The 23,963-nt window shown below is 72.3% G+C and carries 22 protein-coding genes; 11 read left to right on the top strand and 11 right to left on the bottom strand.

From position 1 onward, the window contains the following. Nucleotides 1-15: 15 nt before the first annotated feature. Nucleotides 16-819, bottom strand: a complete 804-nt coding sequence (locus AB0K03_RS03980) for an SDR family oxidoreductase (RefSeq protein ID WP_364680115.1) — start codon at nt 817-819, stop codon at nt 16-18. A gap of 10 nt (nt 820-829) precedes the next feature. Then, nucleotides 830-1,510: a helix-turn-helix domain-containing protein gene (locus AB0K03_RS03975; protein WP_364680112.1), complete on the bottom strand. Its 681-nt coding sequence runs from the start codon at nt 1,508-1,510 to the stop codon at nt 830-832. An 85-nt stretch (nt 1,511-1,595) separates the two neighbouring features. On the opposite strand from AB0K03_RS03975, the gene AB0K03_RS03970 reads away from it, so the two are divergent. Then, nucleotides 1,596-2,453: an NAD(P)H-binding protein gene (locus AB0K03_RS03970; RefSeq protein ID WP_364680110.1), complete on the top strand. Its 858-nt coding sequence runs from the start codon at nt 1,596-1,598 to the stop codon at nt 2,451-2,453. A 21-nt stretch (nt 2,454-2,474) separates the two neighbouring features. Here the strand turns inward: AB0K03_RS03970 and AB0K03_RS03965 are convergent, their stop codons facing one another. Beyond that, entirely contained in the window at nt 2,475-3,629 is a 1,155-nt protein-coding gene (locus AB0K03_RS03965; RefSeq protein ID WP_364680108.1) for an endo-1,4-beta-xylanase, read from the bottom strand. Nucleotides 3,630-3,862: 233 nt separating this feature from the next. Here AB0K03_RS03965 and AB0K03_RS03960 point away from each other — a divergent pair, with 233 nt between their 5' ends. Next, nucleotides 3,863-5,335, top strand: coding sequence for an arabinofuranosidase catalytic domain-containing protein (locus AB0K03_RS03960; protein WP_364680105.1), 1,473 nt, complete (start codon nt 3,863-3,865; stop codon nt 5,333-5,335). Between the two features lie 61 nt (nt 5,336-5,396). On the opposite strand, the gene AB0K03_RS03955 is transcribed toward AB0K03_RS03960, so the two are convergent. After that, nucleotides 5,397-6,113, bottom strand: coding sequence for a L,D-transpeptidase family protein (locus AB0K03_RS03955; RefSeq protein WP_364680102.1), 717 nt, complete (start codon nt 6,111-6,113; stop codon nt 5,397-5,399). 249 nt (nt 6,114-6,362) lie between these two features. Here AB0K03_RS03955 and AB0K03_RS03950 point away from each other — a divergent pair, with 249 nt between their 5' ends. Genes AB0K03_RS03950 through AB0K03_RS03915 form a run of 8 tightly spaced genes read left to right on the top strand, consistent with a single transcriptional unit; the run spans nt 6,363 to nt 16,592 of the window. After that, nucleotides 6,363-7,349 (top strand): hypothetical protein, encoded by a 987-nt coding sequence (locus AB0K03_RS03950; RefSeq protein WP_364680099.1) that lies wholly within the window; start codon nt 6,363-6,365, stop codon nt 7,347-7,349. 29 nt (nt 7,350-7,378) lie between these two features. Beyond that, nucleotides 7,379-8,152: a glycosyltransferase gene (locus tag AB0K03_RS03945; protein WP_364680096.1), complete on the top strand. Its 774-nt coding sequence runs from the start codon at nt 7,379-7,381 to the stop codon at nt 8,150-8,152. Next, nucleotides 8,149-9,531 (top strand): glycosyltransferase family 4 protein, encoded by a 1,383-nt coding sequence (locus tag AB0K03_RS03940; RefSeq protein WP_364680094.1) that lies wholly within the window; start codon nt 8,149-8,151, stop codon nt 9,529-9,531. The genes AB0K03_RS03945 and AB0K03_RS03940 overlap by 4 nt, the downstream gene beginning before the upstream one ends. Continuing rightward, entirely contained in the window at nt 9,528-10,997 is a 1,470-nt protein-coding gene (locus tag AB0K03_RS03935) for a glycosyltransferase family 39 protein (protein WP_364680091.1), read from the top strand. Before AB0K03_RS03940 ends, AB0K03_RS03935 begins: the two co-directional genes overlap by 4 nt. Beyond that, a complete protein-coding gene (locus AB0K03_RS03930; protein WP_364680088.1) occupies nt 10,994-12,616 on the top strand; it encodes a glycosyltransferase family 2 protein in 1,623 nt (540 codons plus the stop codon). Before AB0K03_RS03935 ends, AB0K03_RS03930 begins: the two co-directional genes overlap by 4 nt. Beyond that, nucleotides 12,613-14,802, top strand: coding sequence for a PIG-L family deacetylase (locus AB0K03_RS03925; RefSeq protein WP_364680085.1), 2,190 nt, complete (start codon nt 12,613-12,615; stop codon nt 14,800-14,802). Before AB0K03_RS03930 ends, AB0K03_RS03925 begins: the two co-directional genes overlap by 4 nt. Next, nucleotides 14,799-15,953, top strand: a complete 1,155-nt coding sequence (locus tag AB0K03_RS03920) for a glycosyltransferase family 4 protein (protein ID WP_364680082.1) — start codon at nt 14,799-14,801, stop codon at nt 15,951-15,953. The genes AB0K03_RS03925 and AB0K03_RS03920 overlap by 4 nt, the downstream gene beginning before the upstream one ends. A gap of 9 nt (nt 15,954-15,962) precedes the next feature. Next, entirely contained in the window at nt 15,963-16,592 is a 630-nt protein-coding gene (locus AB0K03_RS03915) for a glycerophosphodiester phosphodiesterase (RefSeq protein ID WP_364680076.1), read from the top strand. 9 nt (nt 16,593-16,601) lie between these two features. Here the strand turns inward: AB0K03_RS03915 and AB0K03_RS03910 are convergent, their stop codons facing one another. Then, nucleotides 16,602-17,981 (bottom strand): pyridoxal-dependent decarboxylase, encoded by a 1,380-nt coding sequence (locus AB0K03_RS03910; protein WP_364680073.1) that lies wholly within the window; start codon nt 17,979-17,981, stop codon nt 16,602-16,604. A gap of 64 nt (nt 17,982-18,045) precedes the next feature. On the opposite strand from AB0K03_RS03910, the gene AB0K03_RS03905 reads away from it, so the two are divergent. Next, nucleotides 18,046-18,894, top strand: a complete 849-nt coding sequence (locus AB0K03_RS03905) for a ThuA domain-containing protein (protein ID WP_364680070.1) — start codon at nt 18,046-18,048, stop codon at nt 18,892-18,894. On the opposite strand, the gene AB0K03_RS03900 is transcribed toward AB0K03_RS03905, so the two are convergent. From AB0K03_RS03900 to AB0K03_RS03875, 6 genes are all read right to left on the bottom strand, one after another. Then, entirely contained in the window at nt 18,856-19,857 is a 1,002-nt protein-coding gene (locus AB0K03_RS03900) for a hypothetical protein (RefSeq protein WP_364680068.1), read from the bottom strand. The genes AB0K03_RS03905 and AB0K03_RS03900 overlap by 39 nt on opposite strands. A 90-nt stretch (nt 19,858-19,947) precedes the next feature. Then, entirely contained in the window at nt 19,948-20,664 is a 717-nt protein-coding gene (locus AB0K03_RS03895) for a hypothetical protein (RefSeq protein ID WP_364680065.1), read from the bottom strand. 16 nt (nt 20,665-20,680) lie between these two features. Beyond that, the gene (locus AB0K03_RS03890) at nt 20,681-21,859 is read right to left on the bottom strand and encodes a hydroxymethylglutaryl-CoA reductase (RefSeq protein WP_364680063.1); all 1,179 of its coding nucleotides are present in this window, start codon (nt 21,857-21,859) and stop codon (nt 20,681-20,683) included. Between the two features lie 5 nt (nt 21,860-21,864). Then, nucleotides 21,865-22,614 (bottom strand): ABC transporter permease, encoded by a 750-nt coding sequence (locus AB0K03_RS03885; RefSeq protein ID WP_364680060.1) that lies wholly within the window; start codon nt 22,612-22,614, stop codon nt 21,865-21,867. Further along, complete coding sequence (locus AB0K03_RS03880) at nt 22,611-23,522, bottom strand: ABC transporter ATP-binding protein (RefSeq protein ID WP_364680058.1); 912 nt, start codon at nt 23,520-23,522, stop codon at nt 22,611-22,613. The genes AB0K03_RS03885 and AB0K03_RS03880 overlap by 4 nt, the downstream gene beginning before the upstream one ends. Nucleotides 23,523-23,526: 4 nt before the next feature. Then, a complete protein-coding gene (locus AB0K03_RS03875) occupies nt 23,527-23,889 on the bottom strand; it encodes a VOC family protein (RefSeq protein WP_364680055.1) in 363 nt (120 codons plus the stop codon). Between the last annotated feature and the right edge of the window lie 74 nt (nt 23,890-23,963).

Raw genomic sequence — 23,963 nt, 5'->3', positions numbered from 1 at the left:
TCCGGCTGACGGGGTTCAGCGGCGCAGGCCGTGCCGCCGCTGGACCGCCTTCTCCACCAGGGTCGCGGGCAGCAGCCGGCGCAGCGTGAAGACGACCGGCGCGTTGCTGCCCACGGCGTACAGCGGTTTCGGCCGCGGCGCCTCGATCGCCCGCACGACGGTCTGCGCCACCCGCTCGGGGCTCACGCCGGCGTGGTGGTTGCGGTCCAGGGCGGCCAGCATCGTCTCGAAGTCGCGGCGGTGCGGGGAGTCCGGCGTCGTGTAGCGGGTGCGGCGCTCGCTGATGCCGGTGTTGATCGAACCGGGTTCCACAGTGGTCAACCAGACACCGAACGGCGAGAACTCGTGCCGGGCGCCGTTGCTGAACCCCTTCAGGGCCGCCTTCGTCGCGACGTACGAGGAGCGGTACGCCAGCGGGAACGACGCGAGCATCGAGCCCACCATGACGACCCGGCCGTACCCCCGCTCGCGCATGCCGGGCAGCACCAGCTGGCTGAGGCGTACGGGCCCGAGCACGTTGACCTGGAACAGCCGGCGCAGCGCGTCGCCGGGCAGCTCCTCGAACGGCCCGGACTGGCTCTCACCGGCGTTGTTGACCAGTACGTCGACGTCGGGAAGCCGGGCCGCGAGCGCCTCGACGGACTCCTCCGAGCCGAGGTCCAGCGGCAGATACTCCACATCGGCCGCGCGCTGTGCGGGGGCGAGCGTGTCCGGATGGCGGCTGGTGCCGAACACGCGGTAGCCGCGTGCGGCCAGCGCGGCGGCGGTGGCCCGGCCGATGCCCGACGAAGCTCCGGTCACCAGAGCGGTGCGCTTCATGCGACGCACCCTACGTCCGGTCCAGCCATTCGGCGAGCAGCGCCCGCTCGGCCCCGGTGAGCTTCGGCAATTCCGGTACGTACGCCCGGAAAGCGACGGCGGCCGCGGTGGCGTCGGCGGTGGGAAGGGCCGGCGCGTCGGTGAGGATCGCGCGCATCACGGCCGCGTACATCTCATCGGCGAGGCCGGGGTCGCGGTGCTCCGGTGGCGTGGCGAGCAGCGTGAGCACCGCGCCCGTGCCGGCGGCGTGGACGAGCTCGACGGCGCGGCGTTCCGGCACCCGCAGCCGGCCCATGGCCGCGATGCGGTGCACCCGGGCGCGCAGCACCTCCAGGCCCGCGGCCGCGGCCGGTGACGGGCCGCCCCGGGTGGGATCGGTCAGCAGGCCGAAGAGGGCCGCGTTGGCGAGGCCGAACGCGATGTGCCGGTCCCAACCGGCCCGCAGGTCGGCGATCGGGTCGCCGACGTCCCCGGCCGCTGACTTGGTGGCGACGTACGTGGCGAAGACGTGCTCGGCGACCGCGTCCAGCAGTGCGTCTTTGTCCTCGAAGAAGCGGTAGATCGTCGGCGCCTGCATCCCGGCCGCTTGGGCGACCGCGCGCGTGGTGAGCGCCGCCGCGCCCTGCTCCCGCAGCAGCTGCGCCGCCGCCTCCACGATGTGGGTCCGCGTCCTGGGTCTGACCTCCGCCATGCTTCCGATGTTAACCGGCTCTTGCTATCACTGTTGCTAACGCTGGTAGCATTCTGACGTACACATCGTTAGCAGGGGGTTCGACATGATCATCGTTACCGGCGCCACCGGCCTGCTCGGGTCGCAGACAGTCGACCGGCTGCTGGAGCGCGTCCCCGCGGAGACCGTCGGCGTCAGCGTCCGGGATCCCGCGCGGGCGGCCGGTCTGGCGGCCCGGGGCGTCCGGGTACGGCGTGGCGACTTCACCGATCCCGGGTCCCTCGCGGAGGCGTTCGAGGGCGCGACGCAGGTGCTCATCGTCTCGGCGAACCAGACGGGCGCGGCGGCGGTCGCCCAGCACACCGCGGCGATCGACGCGGCGGTCGCGGCCGGCGCGCGCCGCGTGCTCTACACGAGCCATCAGGGCGCGGGGGAGCACTCGCTCTTCGAGCCCATGCCCGACCACGCCGCGACCGAGCGCCATCTGGCTGCGGCGGGCATCCCGTACACGTCGCTGCGCAACGGCTTCTACACCGGCACGGTCCCGCGGCTGCTCGGCCGGGCGCTGGAGACCGGCGAGCTGGCCGCGCCGGCCGACGGGCCGGTCTCCTGGACGGCGCACGCCGACCTCGCCGAGGCCGCGGCGGTCATCCTGGCCGACGAGGGGCGCTTCGACGGTCCGACGCCGCCGCTGACCGCGCCGGAGGCGCTCGACCTGGCGGACGCCGCGGCGATCCTCGGCGAGATCACCGGCCGGAGCGTCCGGCGCGTCGTCGTGGACGACGAGGAATGGGTGGCCGGCCTGGTCGGGCACGGGGTGCCGCAGGAGCAGGCCGCGATGCTGCTCGGCATGTTCCACGCCTCCCGGCGCGGGGAGTTCGCGGCCACGGACCCCGAGCTGGAGAAACTGCTCGGGCGTCCGGCCACGTCGCTGCGGGCGGTTCTGGAGGCGCCCCGGGCGTGAGGTCCCGGGGCGCCCCGGGCGTCAGCGACCCCAGTGGGCCGCGGCGAGGGTGTTTCGCAGTGCGTAGTACGCGGGCTTGCGCCCGAAGTCGTCCCACATCACCGTCGCGGCGCCCTCGCTGGGGAAGAACACCGGCACCCACGAGTACTTGTCGGTGAAGCCCCAGATGGTGAAGGAGTTGCAGCCGGCCACGGCCAGGCAGGCGTCGAGCACGGTCTTGTAGTACGTGGCCTGCGTCTGCAGCTGGTCGGCGGTCGGCACGCCGCTCTCGGGCAGGTCCATGCGGACGTCGAGCTCGGTGATCGCGGTGTGCAGGCCCAGCGCGTCGAACCGCTTCAGGACGGCGGCCAGCTGGTCCGGGGCGCCGTACCGCATGCTCAGGTGGGCCTGCGACGCGAAGCCGTTCAGCGGGACCCGGTCGGCGAGGAACTGCTCGGCGAGGGCCTCGTACGCGTCGACCTTGACCCCCGGCCATTCCACGCCGTAGTCGTTGAGGAACAGCTGGGCCTTGGGGTCGGCCTGGTGCGCCCACCGGAAGGCGTCCGCCACGATGCCCGGGCCGAGCTCGCGGATGAAGATGTTCTCCTGCCGGTATTCGCCGTTCTCATTGAAGATCTCGTTGGCGACGTCCCACTGCTGGATCTTCCCGCGGTAGTGGCCCACGACGGTGAAGATGTGCTCCTTCAGGATGGCGCGCAGCTGCGCCTTGGTGAACTGGCCGTCCTGCAGCCAGGCCGGGTTCTGGCTGTGCCACAGCAGCGTGTGCCCGCGAACGACCTGGCCGTTCTGCCGCGCGAATTTCACGATCGCGTCGGCCGGCCCGAAGTTGTACGTGTGTCGCTCCGGATGGATGAACTCCCACTTCATCTGGTTCTCGGGCGAGACGGAGTTGAACTCCTGCGCGAGCACCTTCCGGTACGGCTGGTCGTAGGTGAACGGGTCGGGGTACGGCTGGTCGAGGTGGTGGCCGCCGCCGGCCGCAGCCGAGCCGATGCGCAGGTCGCGCGGGGCGGCCCGGCGCAGGGTGAGGACGTGGTAGCCGGAGCGGTCGGTGGCGGCCGGTCCGGCGGCGGTCTGCCGGGAGGCGTCGGCCTGGGCCGGCTGCGCCCCGGGTACGAGAAGCGCCGAGGCGGCGAGGACGGCCACGGCGACGCGATGAGCCTTGGACAAGGTCACTCCTTGAGGAAGCGCCGGAAGTTTCAGTCAAACTCCGAAAGACTTTCGTACGCTAAGCAGAGGTAACTGCTTTCGTCAATATCTAAGCGGGATCATCGAGGCAGTTTTGTTGCCGAGAAAGGCCGAAACTTCCATTCGCGGTTCGGAAGCCATTCTGTTGACAAGCCAGAAACATAGAAGTATAGCTATGTTACCGTTCACATCGGCGGTGCCCCGGCAGCGAAAGGCAGACCATGGGTTCTCCGTCATCGTGGCGAACATTCCTCGCCGCGGCCGCCACCGCAGCGGCCCTCGTCCTGTCGCCCACCTCCGCGAAAGCGGCTGGCACGCTCCCGTGCGACATCTACGCGAGCGGCGGCACGCCGTGCGTCGCCGCGCACAGCACCACCCGCGCGCTGTTCGGCTCCTACTCCGGATCGCTCTATCAAGTGCGGCGCTGGTCGGACAATGCGACCGCTAACATCGGCGTGCTCAGCGCGGGCGGGTACGCGAATGCGGCGGCGCAGGACTTGTTCTGCTCGGGGACGTACTGCACGATCGTGCGCATCTACGACCAGACGTCGCGACACAACGACCTCACGATCGCGCCCGGCGGCGGCGCCAACCCGACTGCCGACCAGGGCGCCAACGCGGCGGCGCTGCCCGTGACCGCCGGCGGCCACAAGGTGTACGGCGTCTACATCTCGGCGGGCAACGGCTACCGCAACAACGCCACCAACGGCGTCGCCACCGGCAGCCAGCCCGAGGGCATGTACATGGTCACCGAGGGCACCCACGTCAACGACCGCTGCTGCTTCGACTACGGCAACGCCGAGACGAACAACATGGACACCGGGAACGGCGACATGGACGCCATCTACTTCGGCAACCTCTGCTGGTTCTCGCCCTGCTCGGCCGGCCCGCGCGTCGCGGCGGACCTCGAGAACGGGTTGTTCGCCGGCGGCAACGGCTCCTGGACCGCGAACACCGGACGCAACAGCGCCTTCGTGACCGCGGTGCTGAAGAACAACGGCACCTCGACGTACGCGATCAAGGACGGCAACGCCCAGTCCGGCGGGCTCGCGACCCGGTACAACGGCGCGTTGCCGAGCCAGGCGGGCTACCGGCCGATGACGAAGCAGGGCGCGATCATCCTGGGCATCGGCGGGGACAACAGCAACGGCTCGGTCGGTTCGTTCTTCGAGGGCGTCATGACCAGCGGCTACCCGACCGACGCCACGGAGAACGCCGTCCAGGCGAACATCGTCTCCGTCGGGTACGGCAAGAGCGTCACGTTCCCGGTGAACGGGGCGACGTACCGGCTCACGAACCTGGTGAGCGGAAAGGTGCTGGACGCCGTCAACTGCGGCACCGCCAACGGCACCCAGATCGACGTCTGGCAGTCCCTGGGCAACACCTGCCAGCAGTGGCGCTTCACCAACGTGGGCCCCAACAAGTGGACGATCACCAACGTGAACGCGGGCAAGGTGCTCGACGCGGTCAACTGCGGCCAGGCCCTCGGCACGGCGGTCAACCTGTGGCAGCCGCTCGGCAACACCTGCCAGCAGTGGGCGGTCATCCCCGCCGGCAACGGCCGCTACGAGCTCGTCGTCGAGAACAGCGGCATGGTCCTCGACGACCAGAACTGCGGCACCGCCAACGGCACCAAGGCGCAGCTGTGGATGTGGCTCAACAACACCTGCCAGCTCTGGTCCATCGCACCCTGAGGGGACGCCCACGCCGCAGGCCGGGTCGCGCGGACCCGGCCTGCGGCATCGTGCTGTCCGGTCACCGGTAGACGTGGACGTGCTCCCCGATGAACAGCTGGGACCACGCGCGGTTCATCGCCGGGACGGTGAGCCGGACGCAGCCGTGACTCGCGGCGTACGTCGGCACCGAGGTGGACCCGTGCAGCGCGTACCCCTTGTAGAAGTAGTTCGGCCGCCACAGCAGCCCGAGCGAACTCTGCCGCCAGCCGTTGATCCGGCGGTAGATGGTGAAGTTGCCCCTCGGCGTGGGCGTCGCGGCCTTGCCGGGCGAGCTGTCCATGATCCGGGTGACCGCGCCGTTGCGGGTCAGGTAGACGACCCGGCGCGTGAGGTTCACCTCGACGGCGGCCGCGCTGTGCCGGTACTTCGCCGTGGGCCGGTACGGACTGGCGAGCTTCGACCAGGTCACGGGGCCGACCACGCCGTCGATGGTGATCTTCTGAACCTTCTGGAAGGCGTACACGCCGTGCAGCGTGTTCGACCCGAAGTCGCCGTCGACGGTGCCGACGTCGTAGTGCAGCGCGGTCAGCCGCTGCTGCAGGTAGGTGACGTTGGCGCCCTTGTCGCCGTAGCGGATCGTGGGCCGCGCGGCGAGGCTCACCTGCGCCACCACCCGTGTCGAGGCCGCGGGCGCCGCGGCCGAGGGTGTCGCCAGAGCCCCGGCCGTCGTCAGCGCGGTCGCCACGGCGAGCCAGAAGGTCAGGGAGCGTCGGAGGAATCTGGTGCGTGAGGCCATCTCTCGCCTCCTAGTGGTTATCCGCAGCCTTTCCCCGGCGCCCGAGCCGCCTCAAGAGTCGATAGGCCTCAATTCGTCAGCAATGGTCGCCCAGGCCCGTTCAGCGTTTCCCGATCGGACAGACGTCCTCATGGGACTCATGGAGCTCGTCTAGACGGACTTTCGACCCTGTTAGGTGCTCACGGCGCGGGGTTGTGCTGAGGGCCGAGGGCGAGGCGCGTGTGCCGGCGCCGTGGAAGGAGGGGATCGATGCGACTCCCCGCCTTGCGGCAAGCGGTGGCGGCCGGTGCCGTGGTGATCCTGGCGGCGGCCGTCGGCACCGCCGCCGCAGGTCCCGGGACGGACGGGACCAACGGCACGACAGCCCCGCCACGGATTCTGTGGGGGATCGGTGACCAGCTGGGGCCGGCGCTCGGAAGCTCCCTGTACCGCCACGGCGTCGCCCACATGGTGACCGCGTGGTTCAACGGGCCCGGCGACCTGGACTGGATGAGCGAGACCGACGGCTCGGCGGCCGCCGGGATCTACGCGGCGGGCGGGGCCGTCGAGCTGGTGGTCTGGCTGGACGACGACCCGCAGTACGCGATCAGCACCCGCTTCCAGTCGGACATCCGCCTGCTGACGAGGCTGCACAAGGGATCCGGTCCGGACTACGGGCCGCTGTACGTGGTGCTGTTCACCGAGCTGGAGACGTACAGCGGGGGCGACCCGGCGTATCGGACCGCGTTGCTGGACGCGTACCGCCGCGCCGTCGTGGCGATCCACGAGGAGTACAGCGGGGCGCGGGTGGCGCTGGGGTTCGGCGGCTACGGCTGGGACGGGGTGCACGACCGCGATCTCACCGCGTACCGGGACGCGATCGCCGTCAGCGACTTCGTCACCGTCCAGCAGATGCAGCCGTGCGAGGGACTGCTCACCGGCCAGGACGACGCCGCGGCCCGGGTGCGCACGTCGGTGCGCCAGCTCGGCCGCTACGGCAAACCGGTGATGATCTCGCACTTCAAGCTGTGGGGCGACGAGCGCTGCCAGCGGGAGGCGTTCGAGCGGTTCACCGCCGACGTCTTCACCGCCGCGTCGCTGCGGGACCTGGTCCGCGACGGGCTGTTCGCCTGGGGCTTCATGGCCGACGACTACATCAACGAGGCGAGCCCGCGGGACGCCGCTGTGCGCCGCATCGCGACGTACCGGGCGGGCCTGCGACATCGAGGGGATCTGCCGTCGGCCGGCGTTCCGTAGCCGGAGGCGGGAAACGGGGAGGGAGAGCCATGGACCTGCTGCAGCACACCGAGGTGGCCGGACCGGCGCCGCGCGGCCGCGTCTCGGTGGTCACCGACGTCAGCCGGTCGCCCGTCGACCTGGAGGTGGTCATCCCGGCCTTCGACGAGGAGGACCGGCTGGAGGCGACGATGTCGGGCATCGTCGGCGCGCTCTCGCCGCAGCCGTGGAGCAGCCGGGTCGTGGTCGTCGACAACGGCAGCACCGACGGTACGTCCGAACTGGCCGACCGGTGGGGTGACCGCTTCCGGGTCCAGGTGATCGGCTGCTCGCGGCAGGGCAAGGGCGCGGCGGTACGGCGGGGATTCCTCACCTCACCGGCCCGCTGGGTCGGGTACTGCGACGCCGACGGCGCCGCCCTGGCGAAGCTGATCGTCCCCGCCGTGCACCTGCTGGCGGCCGGACACCCCGTCGTGATCGGGTCGTATCGCTCGCTTCCCCGGTGGTTCCGCAGGGACGTGGGATTCGAGTTCTTCCACGCCGAGCAGGCCCGCCGCATCGTCACCCGGTCGCACCTGACCGGACCGGCCTTCGACCTGGAACTGCTCGCGCTCGCGCGCAACGCCGACGTGCCGGTCGTCGAGCTTCCGGTGCGGTGGCACGACCGGCACGGCTCGACCCTGCGTACCGTCGGCGACCGTTTCCGGGCCCACCGGGAATTGTGGCGGCTCCACATTCTCGGGCCCGAGCCGATCGACGTCCTCCAGCCGGCCCCGGCCCTTCTTCCGCCTCCCGCGGAGGGCGACGGCGGAGGCGCAGGATGAGCCTCAAGCACATCGCGGTCCTGAATTGGCGCGACCGCGACCATCCCCGCGCCGGCGGTGCCGAGCTGTACTGCGAGCGTGTCGCCGCCGAACTGGTGGATCAGGGCGCGACCGTCACCTATGTGACCGCCGCGGCGGCCGGGCACCCGCCGGTCGAGGAGCGCGACGGCTTCCGGATCGTCCGCCGCGGTGGCGTCCTCGGCGTGTACCCGGCCGCGCTGCTCTGGCTCTGGCGGCACCGCCGGGAGATCGACGGCGTGGTGGACTCACAGAACGGGATACCGTTCTTCTCCCCGCTGGTCGTCGGCCGGCGGGTGCCGGTCGTACTGCTCATCCACCACGTCCACCAGCGACAGTTCCCGCTCTACTTCCGGTGGCCGATGTCCGCCGTGGGCCGGCTCCTGGAACGGCGCGGGACGGCGCTGATCTACCGCCGCGGTCCCATCGTGACCGTGTCCCCGTCCTCCCGGCACGCCATCCGGCAGCAGCTGGGCCTGAAAGGGCCCGTGGTGATCGCGCCGTGCGGAACGGATCTGCCGGCCGCCCCCGGCCCGTCCGCGCGGGCGCCGTTCCCGCGGATCGTCCTGGTCACCCGGCTCGTCCGGTACAAGCGGATCGAGCTGGTGCTGCAAGCGGTGGCGCAGGCGCGTCGCCGGGTCCCGGACCTCGAACTGCACATCGTCGGCGACGGCCCGCATCGTCCGGTCCTGGTGCGGGAGATCGAGCGGCTCGGCCTGGCGGACTGCGTCACCGTCCACGGGTGGGTCGATGAAGCCGAGAAGACCGAGCTGTTGCGTACGGCGTGGTTCACGGTCAGCGCCTCGGTCTGCGAGGGCTGGGGGCTGAGCCTCGTGGAGGCGAGCGCGCTCGGCGTGCCGGTCGTGGCCGTACGCGTACCCGGAGTCCGGGACGCGGTGCGCGACGGCTCGACGGGGATCCTCGTCGACGAGGCCCACTTCGCGGGGGCGATCGCGGACATGGCCGAGCTGCTGGCCGACGACGCCGAGGCGGAACGCTGGCGGCTGCGTGCCCGGGCGTGGGCCGCCGGGTTCCACTGGCGGCGCACGGCGGCCCAGATCCGGTACGTGCTGGAGGCGAGCACCCACCACGGCCCGGGCGCGACGGAGCGGCGTACGGCCGGGGACGTGGCGACGGTCATCGAGCTGACGGGGGCGGTTCCGGACGTGGCGGAGCTGCAACGCCTGACCCGGCGCACCGACAGCTGGTCCCGGCGGGGGGAGACCGTCGTGGGGCTGCTGCGCAACGCCGACGAGGTCGACGCGCTGACCGTGGCCCGCCGCCTCGGGCTGTCCACCCGGCCCGGCATCGAGATCCGCGTACGCCTGGCGCGCCCGTACGACCTGCTGAGGTACGCATGACCGCCGTCGCCGTCGGCCGCGTCCCGGTGGACGAGGTGAGCCGCTCCCGGAGCCGTTTCCGCGACCCCGCGCTGCTGGCCGCCGTGACCGTCCTCGGCGCCCTCCTGCGGTTGTATCCGCTGCGCAGCATCTGGCTCGACGAGGCGATCAGCGTCACGCAGGCGCGGCTGCCGTACAGCCGGATGGTGCAGCAGCTCATGAACGACGACCTGCACCCTCCGCTGTGGGCGACCCTGCTGTGGCTGGACGTGCGGGTGCTGGGCGACGGCCCACTGGCCGTCCGGATCCCCGCCGTGCTCGCCGGGACGGCCTGCATCCCGCTCATGTACCTGCTCGGCCGGGAGCTCTACGACCGCCGGGCCGGCCTGCTCGCCGCGGTGCTCATGGCCGTCGCGCCGCTCGCCGTCTGGTACTCGGGCGAGGCACGGATGTACGTGCTGTACCTGTTCTGGTCCATCCTGGCGCTGCTCGGTCAGGCGCGGGTCCTCAGGCGCGGCGACCGGACCGGGTGGGTGCTGTTCGTGGTGGGTTCCGCCGGGATGTTCCACACCCAGTACTTCTCCGTGCTGCAGCTCCTCGCCCAGCATCTGATCTTCGCCGTGGCCGCGTTCCGGGGACGCCTCGGCGGCCGGCGCGTCGATCCTCTGCTGCGTCCCTGGCTGCTGTCGATGGCGGCGACCGCCGTCCTGTGCCTGCCGCTGCTGCCGTACGTGCTCCAGCAGCTCGCGAACGGCGGCCGGCCCGGCGGGGCCCCGGCGACCGCGGTGGTCTCGCCGTACGTCGTCGCGGCGAACCTCGTCTGGAGCGTCTTCGGCTACCACTCGGACGAGCTCATGACGAGACTCGTCGCGTTGTGGCCGGCGGCCATGCTGCTCGTCCTGGCTTTGCTGGGCAAGGGCCGGTCGTGGGCGACGAGCCTGCTGACGGCCGCGGTGGTCGTCCCGCTGCTCGGCGCCTTCCTGATCAGCCTGCAGGTCCGGACGTTCTTCGAGGTTCGCTACTTCATCTCCGTGCTACCCGCCCTGCTGCTGCTCGCGGCCCGGGCGGTCACCGGCTGGCTGTCGCGCACGGGCACCCGCGTCGCCGCGGCCGCCGTCGTCACACTCACGCTGCTGGCCGGTCTCGGGGACGAGCAGTTCGATCAGAACAATCCGAGGCTCTACGACTATCGGAGCGCGTTCCAGTACGTGCAGACCCAAGCCCGGCCCGGCGACCTCATCCTGTACGCCCCCGAGTACCTCACCCCGGTCGTCGAGTACTACGACCCCGGGCAGCCCTCGGCCCCGATCCGGCCCGGCGCGCCGCTGCCGCCCGCGCCCGGCCGCGTCCTGCTGCTCGCCAGCTTCCTGAACGAGCCCGCCACCACGGAGCTGACCGACGACACCCGGCAGACCCTGCTGCGCGACGGCAGGACTCTGCAGCAGACCAAGCACTGGGCGAACGTGACGCTGTGGGTCCTGTCATGACCGCCACCGATCCACGCACCGCGACACCGGCCTGGCAGCCTCCTCAGCCGAGCGGCCGAGACATCCTGCGATTCCGGCTGCTCGTGGCGCTCTCCGCCGCCGCGTCGCTGTGGTACTTCGTGTGGTTGTTGCAGCCCCACCGCATCGGCAACCCCGCTCTGTACGGCCTGCTGGTCCTCGCCGAGCTGTTCAACCTGGCGCAGGCGATCGGTTTCTGGTGGACCTGTGCGAGGCGTCCGCACCCGTGGTCAGCCGCGCCGGCGACCGGCCACCGCTGGGACGTGGACCTGTTCATCCCGGTGTACGACGAGCCGGCCGTGGTGGTCGAGCCGGTGGTGCGGGCCGCCGTGGCGCTGCGGGGCGCGCGGGTGCGGGTGGCGCTCCTGGACGACGGGGACCGTTCGGAGATGCGCTCGCTCGCTCTGCGCCACGGAGCGGCATACCTGCACCGGTCCACGCACCGGGGCGCCAAGGCGGGGAACATCAACGACGCGCTGGCCCGTACGTCCGCGCCGCTCGTCGCGGTGCTCGACTGCGATCACGTGCCCGGCCCCCGGTTCCTCGAGGCGACCGTCGGCCATTTCGCCGCGCCCGGCGTCGGCTTCGTTCAGACACCGCAGTACTACGCGAACGCCGCGCAGAACGGCACGGCCGCCCTCGCCTGGTCGCAGCAGGCGCTGTTCTTCGGCAGCATCGCGACGGGCAAGGCCGCGCACGACTCGATGTTCTGCTGCGGCACCAACGTCGTCTTCCGGCGGGCGGCGCTCGAAGCCGCCGGCGGCTTCCCGGAGACCTCACTGACCGAGGACTTCGAGCTGTCGGTGCGCATGCACGCCACCGGATGGCGGTCGGTCTATGTCCCCGAGGTGCTGGCGCAGGGACTCGGTCCGGAGGACGCGGCCTCCTACGTGAGCCAGCAGCTGCGCTGGGCGCGGGGGTGCATCTCCGCGATCCCGCAGGTGCTGGGCGCACGCCTGCCGCTGCGGGTCCGGCTGCAGTACCTGCTGTCGGCGTCCTACTTCCTGTACGGCTGGACCCTGGTCGTCTACATGCTCATGCCGCTCCTGCGGATCCTCTTCGGCGCGCAACCGCTGGCCTCGACCAGTGCGGCCGGCTTCCTGCTGCACTTCGCGCCGTACTTCGTGCTGTCGATCGCCTGCGTGGCGCGGGCCGGGCTCGGGGCGTACACCTTCGGCGCCTTCGCGCTCCCCGCTGCGAACTTCTGGGTGGGCATCGTGTCCACGATCCGGGCGGTGCTGCGCCGTCCCGCCGCGTTCGTGGTCACCCCCAAGCAGGGGTACGGCGGATGGCAGCCGCGCGTCGTCGCGCCGGCGCTCGTGGTGGCGGGGCTCCTGCTCGCCGTGTCCGCCTGGGGGCTGGTGCACAACCCGACCCCCGGCGTCCTGAACGGCGTCGCGTTCGCCCTCATCCACGCCGTCATCCTGCTGCGCGGGTGCGCGGTGGCGCTTCCGTCGGCACACCGGGACAGCGGGCTTCGCGTACCGGTGCCGGAACGCGCCAAAGGGGTCGTCGTCGGACGGGCCCCGCTCGCCCTGCCGCGGACCCCACCGGGCGTGGCCCCGGTCCCGCGTCCGGAACATGTACGGGAGGCGTCGTGACGCCGCGAACCGACGTGGACCGGCTCCGGTCGGGCTCCGGATGGCTGATGTCGTCCACCGTCGTGGTCGGCGCGCTCAATTACGGGTACGCCCTCATCCTGCTGCGCATGCTGCACACGGCCGAGTACGCCACCTTCGCGGCCGGCCAGGCTCTCCTGCTGGCGGTGGGCGCGGTGGCGCAGTGCGCGGTGCCGTGGGTGCTGGCTCACGAGCTGACCACCGCGCGCTCCGACCGGAGGCGGCGCCGGGCCGCGGTGTCGTTCGCCGTGCTGGCCAACACCGTGGCCGGACTGGCCGGGGCCGTGATCACCGTCGCCATCGCGAGCCGCTTCGCTTCCGGGCCGGCCGAACTGGTCATCGGTGTCTCGGTCATCACCATTTTCGTCTCGAACACCACGATCGGCTGGCTGCAGGGCGAACGCCGGTTCGGGCTGCTCGCCGCGGTCGTGGCCGGCGAGGTCGTCGTCAAGATCGTGGTCGGTCTGGCGCTCACCGCGGCCGGCTTCGGTGGCGCCGGGGCGCTGGCCGGGTTCGGCGCCGGTGCCCTGTTCGCCGTCCTGTTCGGACTGGTCTGCATGCGGCGCGATCTGCGCCCGGTGCTGGCGATGGAGCACCTGCGGCGGTCGCTGCGCACCACGGTGGCGATGACCTCGATGCAGGGCCTGCTGGCCGCGCAGGCGAACCTGGACGTGCTGCTGGTCGCCGTGCTGCCGGTGCCGGTCGCCGAGGCGGCCGGATACCAGGCCGCCGCGGTGCTGGGCCGGATCCCGGTGTTCGTGTCGACCGGACTGGCGGTGGTCATGTTCCCGCTGCTCACCGAGGCCCGGGACCGGCTGGGGGTGCTGCGCGCGGCCATGGGGACGTACGCGGCGATCGCTGCGTGTGTCGTGGTGGCGCTGTGCACCGCGCCGGCCGAGCTCGTCTCGATCGTCATCCCCGGATCCTTCACCGGTTCGGCGACGCTGGTCCCGTTGCTCGCCGTGGTGGGTGCGAGCGTCGGCGTCGTCGGCCTGGTCACCGCGTACCTGCAGGCGCGGCAGCAGTACAAGCTCGCCATCCCGGCGCAGGCGGCCGGGCTGCTGGCGTCGGGGGCGGCCATCGCGGCCGGGTGGCGGCTCGGCGGGCCGGCCGGTGTCGCCGTGGGAGCGGCCCTGGCGGCGGCGGCCACCGCGATCGTGCTGCAGGCGCTCGCCCACGGGTCGTGGCGGCGCTGGAACCCCGTACCCGTCAGCTCGCTGGGCTTCGCGGCCCTGCTGATCCCGGTCCTGCTGCTCCTGCGGCCGCACCCGATCGCCTGGCTGGTCGCGGCGGGCACCGCCGGCATCTGTTGCGCGTACGTGCTGCTGCGGGCACACCGTCCGGCGCGGGAACCGGCTCCCGCCGAGAACTTCCGGATGGACCTGTCTCCGCCGTTCCTCTTCGTCTCACCGCACCTGGACGACTGCGTGCTGTCGTGCGGCGCTCTGCTGACGGCTCTGCGGGAGCAGGGGCACGACGTCACCGTGGCGACGCTGTTCACCACGCCGGGCGCCGGGCCGCTTTCACTGTCCGCCCGCCGGTACGTCCGCCAGTGCGGGGCGGCCGACGCCGACGCGCTGTACCGGCTCCGGCGGGAAGAGGACCTGGCCGTGCTGACCGGGCTCGGCGTGGAGGTGGTGCATCTCGGGCTGCCCGATGCCCTCTTCCGCCCCCGGGAACCGTTGACGCGGGTACGCCGGGCGGCCGCGCGCCGGCTGCCGGAGCTCGCTCTGGCCTATCCGACGTACCGGCTGCACGTCGTGGGCGGCAAGCCGGCGGCGGCCGACGCAGCCCTGGTCCGCCGGGCCGCGGACGAGGTCATGGCGCTCGTGGCGGCCCGGCGGCCGGGCACGGTCTTCCTCCCGCTGGGACTGGGCGGCCACGTGGACCACGTCATCGCCCGGTCGGTGGGGGAGCGCTGTCCCGGCCTGGCGGTGTACTACGCCGATTTCCCGTACTCGACGCGGAACGCGGTGGACGACGCCTTCATCCGGGAGCACGGCCTCGTGCCGGTCGAACGGCGCGAGGGTGTCGGCGCCAAGGAAAGGCTGATCCGGGGCTACCGGTCGCAGCTCACGTCGCTGTTCCCGGACGGGACGATCCCGCGCCTGCCCGAGCGCTACTTCGTGCCGGCCGGGCGGAGTCACGACGCGGTGGCCGTACCGTGAACGGCGACCCGGACCCGCGCCGGCCGCGGATCGTCGTCTCCGTCTTCGACCACGCCGCCTATCGCGGCGGCGGCCAGCTCGTGGTGCGGCGCATCATCGACCGGCTGAGCCGGGACTACGAGGTCGTCCTCGTGACCACCGATTCGCCGGTGGATCCCGACGGTCTGCGCGCGGGGATCCGGTCGGTCACCCTGCCGGTCCGCTGGGCCGGGCCGCGTCTCGGTCAGCTGCTCTACCATCCGCTGCTCATGCTCGCGGCTCTGCTGATCCGCCACGACCTGTGGATCGAGAGCCTCACCCCGCCGTTCTCGTCCAGCTTCCTGCCGCTGGTGACGCGGCGGCCGGTGATCGCCCTCGCGCAGACGCTCTCGGCGCGGGGGATGGCCCGCAAGTACCGGATGCCGATCCTGGTGCCCATCGAGCGCTTCGCGCTGGGGTTGTACCGCTACGTGATCGTCCTCAACCCGCGCGACGGCGACCTGGTCCGGACGTCCAATCCGGCGGCCGCCGTCAGCCTGATCCCGAACACCGTCACCGCCGCCGGCCCGCCCGCCGACCGTCCGGCGACCGGCTCGTTCTGCCTGTACCTGGGCCGGCTGGACGTCACCGGGAAGGGACTGGACCTGCTGGTGGACGCATACCGCGCGGCCGGCGCCCGGACGTTGCCGCTGGTCGTCGCCGGCGCCGGCATCCGGACCGACGAGATCCGCCTGGCGAAGCTCGTCCGGCCGCTCGCCGACCGGGTACGCCTGGTGGGCTACGTGCACGGCCGGCGCAAGGCGGAACTGCTGCACGACGCGGCGTTCGTCGTGATGCCGTCGCGCGAGGAGGCGTTCGGTCTCGTCGCTCTCGAGGCGATGGCGTACGGGAAGCCCGTCGTCCACTTCGGACTTCACGAGTTGTCGTGGATACCGGACGACTGCGGGGTGAAGGTCACGCCGTTCGACGTCGCGGAGCTGACCCGGGCCATCGAGGAGCTGTCGTGCGACGACGCACGCCGCGACCGGCTGGGACGCAGTGCCCGCGCCTACGCCGAGCGGCACAACCGCGCGACGACCGACGACGCGTACGCCACGCTGGTCGCCGACATCCTGGCCGCGGAGGGCGGGCATAGGTCCGGTCGCGCCCGGCGGGTGGGAGGCCGCGGATAGCGTACGGGCATGCCTGATCACCGGATGCTCGTCGTCGCCCACCGAGCCGGCAACACCGTGGCCGGCCTGCGGTCCGCGCTCGCGTCCGGGGCCGACCTCGTCGAAGCGGACGTGCACCTCTACCGCGGCGCCCTGGAGATGCGCCACAGCCGCACGCTGGGGCCGCACCTCTACTGGGACAGGGCGAGCGGCGTGACCCGGCGGCGCGACGTCGTGGTGCCGGAGCTCGACGAGATCCTCGCCGTTGCCGGCGGGGATCCACGGCTGCTGCTGGACCTGAAGGGCCGGTCCCGCACGGTCGCGGCCCGCGTCGCCGAGACGCTGCGGACCCGCCGTCCCGGCGTACCGGTGGCGGTGTGCACGAAAGTGTGGCCGATGCTGGACGCGTTCGCCGGGGACGCGAACGTACGCCGCATCCTGTCCGTCGCGAACTCGCCGCAGCTGGCCCGGCTGCGGACCCGCCTGCGCCGGGAACGGGTGGACGGCGTCTCGATCCGGCTGCGGCTGCTGACCGCGCCCGTGGTGGCCGAGCTGCTCCGGGCCACGGACCTGGTCCTGGCCTGGTCGGTCGACACCGAGGCGGCCCACGCCCGCGCCGAGCGCCTCGGCGTCACCGGGGTGGTCACCAAGAAGGCGTGACGCCGGCCGTCAGGCGCGCTCCTGCGCGGCGATCCGGCTGATCGCCGCCACCGACAGGTCCACGTCCGCCTCGGTCGTGGCGTGGCCGGACACCGAGATCCGCATCAAGCGCCGGCCCCGCCACGTCGTGCCGCCGAGCCAGCAGGTGCCGTCGCGCTGCACGGCCGCGATGATCCGGTCGGTACGCGCGTCGTCGCCGAAGCCGACCAGCACCTGGTTGAGCACCACGTCGTTGACGATCTCGAACCCGGCCGCGGCCAGCCCCTCGGCGAACCGGCGAGCCAGCCGGCAGCACCGCTCCACCAGCTCGCTCACCCCGTCGGCGCCCAGCTCCCGCAGCGCGGCCCAGACGGCGAAGCCGCGCGCCCGGCGCGACGACTCCGCGGTGTAGTCGGCGCCACCGGAGCCGGCTCCCGAGCCGACCAGGTACGCGGCCGCGTACGACATCGCCGCCACCTGCACGGCGGGACGCGAGCAGAACGCGAACGCGCTGTCGTACGGCACGTTGAGCCACTTGTGCCCGTCGCAGCCCCACGAGTCGGCCAGCTCCACGCCGTCGACCAGATGCCGGGTGCCCGGGTACGCGGCCGCCCACAGCCCGAACGCGCCGTCGACGTGCGCCCACCCGCCGTACCGGTGCACGAGCTCGCAGGCCGCGCGCAGGTCGTCGCAGGCGCCGGTGTTGACGTTGCCCGCCTGCAGGCACACGATGGCGGGCCCGCCCGGCCCGGCGGCCAGCACCCGCGCCAGATCGCCGACGTCGACGGCGCCGCCGGCGTCCGCCGCGACCGGCTCGACGACGTCCGAACCGAGACCGAGAAGCCGCAGCGACCGGTCCACCGTGGCGTGCCGCTCGACGCTCGCGATCACCCGCAGCCGCGGCGCTCCCGGCAGCCCCCGCCGTTCCACGTCCCAGCCGGCCTCGGCCAGCAGGTGATGCCGGGCCGCGGCCAGGCCCACCGTGTTGGCCGCCTGCGCCCCGGTGACGAACCCGGCCGACGCCGTGGCGGGCAGGCCGAGCAGCTCCTTGAGCCAGCCGCCGGCCACCTCCTCGGCCGCGATGGCGGCCGGCGACAGCACGGCGTTGAACGCGCACTGGTCCCAGCCGGCCGCGAGGATGTCCGCCGCGGTGGCGGCCGGCAGCGCGCCGCCGATGACGAACCCGAAGAACCGCGGCCCGGCCGTGGCCACGAGACCTCCGTCGGCCGCCGCCAGCAGGTCGGTGAGGACCTCGTCCGCCGATGATCCGTACGCCGGCAGCGGGCCCCCGAACGCAGCCCGGACGTCGGCGACGTCACGGGCCGCGCGTACGGGCCGATCCGCCAGCGAGGCACGGTATCCGGCGGCCTCCTCGGCGGCCCGGCGCAGCAGTCTGCCCAGTTCGTCCATGGCACGACCGTACGCGTAGTCATAAGCTTCGATGACACGCCCATGCCTGCGCTCGGGAGGGTTCATGAAGCGGTTGCTGAGGTCTCTGCTCGCCGTGGTCGTGGGGCTGGCCGTCGCGGGCCCGGCGGGACCGGCCGGGGCCACGTCCGGGCACCCCCGGTTCAGCGCGCTCGTCTTCTCCAAGACGGCGGCGTTCCGGCACGACTCGATCCCGGCCGCGGTGGCCGCGATCCGGCAGCTCGGCGCACGGCACCACTTCCGGGTCGACGCCACCGAGGACGCCGCCGCGTTCACCGACGCCAACCTCGCCCGCTACGACGTGGTCATCTGGCTCAGCACCACCGGCGACGTCCTCGACGAGGCGCAGCAGGGCGCCTTCGAGCGCTACATCCGCGCCGGCGGCGGCTACGCGGGCATCCACGCCGCCTCGGACACCGAATACGACTGGCCCTGGTACGGCGGGCTCGTCGGCGCGTACTTCCGCGACCACCCCGGCGCGGTCAACGACCAGTTCCAGGTCGCCACGGTCGAGGTGCTCACCCGCGGCACCGCCGCCACCTGGCCGCTGCCACGCCGCTGGCAGCGCGAGGAGGAGTGGTACAACTTCCGCACCAACCCGCGCGGCACCGTCCGCGTCCTCGCCGAGGTGGACGAGAGCACCTACGACCCGCGCGGCTACAGCGTCCCGGGCGGCTCACCCGGCATGGGCCCGCACCACCCGATCTCCTGGTGCCACCCGTACGACGGCGGCCGCGCCTTCTACACCGCGATGGGCCACAAAGCGGAGTACTACTCCGAGCCGCTGCTGCGCGCCCACATCCTCGGCGGCATCGAGATGGCCGCGGGCGCGGCCCGCTTCACCTGCGGCCGGGAGTCAGTGGAACGACCGGCTGGCGACGTCGGCAAGCGTTGACTCTCCCGAGACGAGCCGGGAGCGCACGACGAACGAGCCGCGGGAATCCGGCAGCGGGATCCAGAAATCCAGGCTTGCGGTGTCGTGGTCCGATGACGCGGTCATCCGGTAGGCGAGCCGGTCGTTGAGCCACTGCCGGTACAGCTGCGTGTCTTTGTTCTTCTCCCAGAGTGACCAGGTCAGGTGAACGGGCCGTCCGCGCAGTCCCCTGAGATCGACGCCAGCCGTCACGACGGCTCCGACCGGCTCGGGTTTCGCCCCCCTCGACGGCCGCGTGGTGCGCAGGTTCTTCACCATCGCGACTTGACGCGCCACGGCCTCATCCGCGTTGTTTCCATTGGCCATGTCCAGCTCGGTGATCGCTCTCATGGTGGTGTCGCAGAATCGCGGGTCGAGCCGTTCGCTGCACGCGGCCTGCACTTCCCTGTGCACCCGGAGCATGGCGCTCCGCGCGACTCCCATGCGAGGGGTCTCCATCGCGACGGTCGCGGCCGGAGTGTGCGGAGATGTCGTGGTCGGACCGAAAAGAGGGACGACCTGGTCGTCGCCCGGTTGAGGGGCACCCGTGGTGGCCGGCGGCTCAACGGTCCCCGTCGTTGTCGTGCCGTCGGGAGGCGCGGCCGTCTCCGTCGACGCCGAAACCTCAGGGGTGGGTTGGGCCTGCGCCCGGGCGACCACGGTGAGCGCACCGAGTCCCTGCGCGGGCGGATGCGGTGCCACCAGGCTCTGCTTGTACTCGCTGAACGGAACTCCCTCCACGACGGTGATGCCGGTGAACGCCGCGGCGTCCTCCACGTCGTGCGGCAGGCGGAAGGTCAGGACGGTGGTGATCGCCCCCACCAGCGCGCCGGCGGCGATCACCGTTGCGAAGAGCTTCCTGCCGCCGCGCTTCCACCACGGCTGCGACCGGACGAGGGTCACCGATGCCTGCCCGATCGCCGGTCGGTCGCCGCTGGGACTCATGACGCCCTCCCGAAATCAATCGTCGTGACTTCAGGGTGTTTTGCGCCGGCGACTCGGGGCCAGGGACGTTCGCCCCGGCGCATCCGCCGATCATCCTGAGCCGCGGGGGCTGACCCACAGGACGACGGCGATCCAGATCAGCCAGGCGAACAGCATCAGGCCGTAGATGGCGTACGCCCAGCCGAGCACCGGCCGCAGCACCTCGGAGAGCACGCCGATCGCGCCGGTGGCCGTGCCGAACCAGGCGACCCCCGCGCCGAACGGGCCGCTGAGCATCAGCAGCGAGATCAGCAGGATGCCGAGCGTCTGCAGCACCCCGATCACCGCCGGCACGTCGTTGAGGGCGATCAGGACCTCCGCGCCGGCGGCGAAGGGAGCGCGCGCTCCGGCGGTGGCCGCGTCGGCGTACTTGTCGCTGAGCACGACCATGGCCAGCGAGCCGTCACCGGTGGTGGGCCAGGCGAACGACACCGCCCAGGACGTGATCGCGATCAGCCCGGCCAGGGCCGCGAGGCTCTTGCCCCTCGGCCACACCGCCACGGTCAGGGCCAGGAAGACCACCATCAGGAACAGGCTGGGTGACAGCCACAGCAGCTGGCGGACGATGTAGACAGTCCGATGCGCGTGCACGAACTCCAGCATGCCGGCGCCACCGGAGGTGGGCGGCGAGCTCGACACGGACATGATCACCAGCGCCGCGGCGTACGCGAGGACGGCCAGGCCCGCCGAGACGGCCCCGGCGCGGAAGAGCAGACCCCAGCCCCGGTCGGCCTGCACCGGGCGCGCCTGCGTTTCACGTACGGCCATCGCTCCTCCTCGGGCCTCAGGGCCGGGCCGCGGGGCGGTTGCGGCCCAGCCGTTCGTGTGCCGAGACCCAGTCGCCGTGGATCACCGCCGCGGCCAGGGACACCTCCCCGGCCAGCACGGTGGCCGCGCAGATCTCGGCGAGCTTGCGAGCCTTGCCGGAGCCGTGGCAGCCGAGCAGCTCGAGGCACTCGCGCTGGGTGGGCAGGCCGGTGCCGCCGCCGCGGGTCGCGATGATCAGCGAGGGCAGCGTCACGGACCAGTAGTAGTCGCCCGTATCGAGCAGCTGGGTGTAGGTCAGCGAGGCGTGCGACTCCGCGACGTTCGCGGCGTCCTGCCCGGTGGCGATGAACAGCGCGGCCAGCCCGTTGGCCGCGTGCGCGCCGTTGCCGGCGGCGCCCGCCAGCAGCGTGCCGGTCGCGCTCGCCTGCCGCCACCGGAACAGATCCGCCGTGTCCACGCCCATGGCGTCGAGCAGCGCCGTACGCGGCAGCACCGCCTCCGCCACGACGCGGCGGCCCCGGGTGAGCAGCGTGTTGATGTGCGAATGCTTCTTGTCGGTGTCGATGTTGCCCGACAGCAGGTACACCGGATGCGCCGGATGCGTCGCCGCGATCCACTCACACGCCGCCGCGGTCGCCCGGCTGGTCATGTTCTGCCCGGCCGCGTCGCCGGTGGTGAAGTCGAAACGCAGGTAGCGCAGCGGGCCGACCTGGAACTGGCCGATGTCCTGCAGCCGTCCGTGCCGGGTCGTGCCCTCGGCCACCCGTTTGATCTCGGTGAACCGCTGCCTGATCCAGGCGCCGAAGTCGCGGGCCTGCGCGGCGCTCGCGAAGGAGAACACCGGACCGCGCTGCATCGACTCCTCGACGACGGCCGTCGACACCCCGCCGCACTCGGTGAGCAGCCGCATGCCGCGGCTGTAGCTGGCCACCAGCGCTCCCTCGGTCGTGGCCAGCGGAACGATGAAGTCGCCGCGGGCGTACTCCCCGCGGATGCGCAGCGGTCCGGCGACGCCGATCGGCACCTGCGCCACGCCGATGAAGTTCTCCACGTTGCCGCGCGCCGCGGCCGGGTCGAACGCCGCCCCGGCGACGGCGTCGAGGCTCGCCCCGGTCAGCTCGGTGAGCATCGCGCGGCGTCGCCGGGCCATGGCCTCGGTGTGGTCGTCGTCGGGGTCACGCGGGATGTGCGGCACGGCCATCACGTCCGCCGGCGCAGGGCGGGGGCCGCGAGCCCGGCGGCGGCCACACTGATCGCCACGAGTACGGCCATCTCGACCCAGTTCACGCCGAAGCCCAGCCACGGATCCTGCAGCGCGACGACGAGATGCTTCAACGGCAGCACGTCGCCGGTCCGCGCGAGGACCGGGCTGAGCACCTCCGGCGGCGGCCCGGCGCCGCACACCATCATCATCGTGAACCACAGCAGGAGACCGATGCCCTGAGCCGCCCGTGCCGTCGGCATGACCGCGCCCAGCAGCATCCCGACCGCCGTGAACGCGACCGTGCCGAGCACCGCGGCGATCGCGACGCCGGGCCAGGACGCCGGCCACCGCACGTCCCACAGCACCGCTGCGAGGGCCATCAGCAGCACCGCACCCGCGACCACCCCGGCCGCCAGCACGACGACCTGGGACGTCAGCAGCGCGCGTACCGGAACCCGGGCCGCCTGGAACCGGCGCAGCACGCCACGCTCGCGGTACGCGGCCAGGTGCACCGGCAGCCCGATCAGCCCGAGCGAGGCCACCACCAGCCCGATGTAGGCCGGCAGGTAATAGGTCGCGCCGCCGACACCGCGGAACGTGGTGCCGCCCGGATCGGGCACGTCGCCGAACACCTCGGACAGGACGTACAGGATCAGCGGCGGCAGCGCCAGCGTGAACACCACCGTCACCGGCTCCCGCAGGAACAGCTTGAGCTCGATCCACGTCAGCGCGCGTACGGCCCTCATGGCGTCTCCTGCTCCCCGATCAGCCGCACGTAGGCGTCCTCGAGGCTCGGGCTCGTCACGTCCAGGCGTACGCCCGGCTGCCCGGCAAGGGTGAGGGCATGGCCGAGCGCGACCAGGAAGGGGCCCTGGCCCCGCACCTCGACCCGGCCGTCGACCCGGGCGACCGTGCGCACCCCGGGCAGCCCCTCGAGACCCGGCAGGCGGCCCTGGGCGGGAACCGGGAAACGGGCCACCGTGCCGCCGCCGCAGCGGTCGATCAGGTCGGCCGGCGTACCCTCGGCGATCTTCCGCCCCCGGGACAGCACGACCACCCGGTCGCACAACCGCTGCGCCTCGTCCATGAAGTGGGTGACCAGCACGACGGTCGTCCCGCCGCCGCGCACCTCCGCCACCAGATCCCACACCTCGCGGCGGGCCTGCGGATCGAGGCCCGTGGTCATCTCGTCGAGGAAGACCAGTCGTGGCTTTCCGACCAGCGCCAGCGCCACCAGCAGACGCTGGCGCTGACCGCCGGAGAGGCTCGCGAAGCTCGCGTTGCGCTTACCGGTCAGACCCCACCGGTGCAGCGCTTCCGCCTCGTCCACGGGCCGGTGCGCCAGCGCCGCGAACAGGTGCACCGCCTCCCACACCTTGATCCGGTCGGGAAGGGCGGAGTCCTGCAACTGGGTGCCGACCAGCCGGGCGACCCGGTCGGGCTCGGCACGCGAATCCACGCCGAACACCCGGATCGTGCCGGAGTCGGCCTTGCGCAGGCCGTACGCGCACTCGACGGTCGTCGTCTTGCCCGAGCCGTTGGGCCCGAGAATGCCGACTATCTGGCCCTCGTCCACGTGCAGATCGAGCCCGTCGACCGCCGTCGTCGCCCCGTACGCCTTGCGCAGCTGATCGATGCGCAGCGCCGTACCCATCGCGTCACCCGGCGATCGGACCGGTCGCCTCGAGCAGCCCGACCACGTTGCCCTGCGGATCGCGGAACACGGCGAACGACGCCGCGTCATTGATCCGGGTGGGCGGGACGACGGTCGTCCCCCCGAGAGCACCCACGTCGGCCAGGGCCCCGGCGAGATCCTCGACCTGCACGTAGACGGTCACGTACGGCGGCATCTCCCCGGCGGTGCGCATCAGGCCGCCGCCCACCCCGCCGTCGGCGGCGTCCACAAGGCAGTAGGAGGGTCCCGCGTCGGTGATCGTCCAACCGAAAGCCTTCGCGTAGAACTCCCGGAGGGCGGCGATGTCCGGGCCACCGATCTCCCAATGCACGACAGGAGCGGCCATGGCGACCTCCTCAAGCCGTCGGCTTGCTGGTTCGTCAAGGACGCTAGTGACGGGCCGCCGCCACCGGGTAGAGA

The sequence above is a fragment of the Actinoplanes sp. NPDC049316 genome, assembly GCF_040677315.1.
In the GTDB taxonomy this organism is placed as follows: domain Bacteria; phylum Actinomycetota; class Actinomycetes; order Mycobacteriales; family Micromonosporaceae; genus Actinoplanes.
This window is presented reverse-complemented; position numbering and strand designations above follow the sequence as displayed.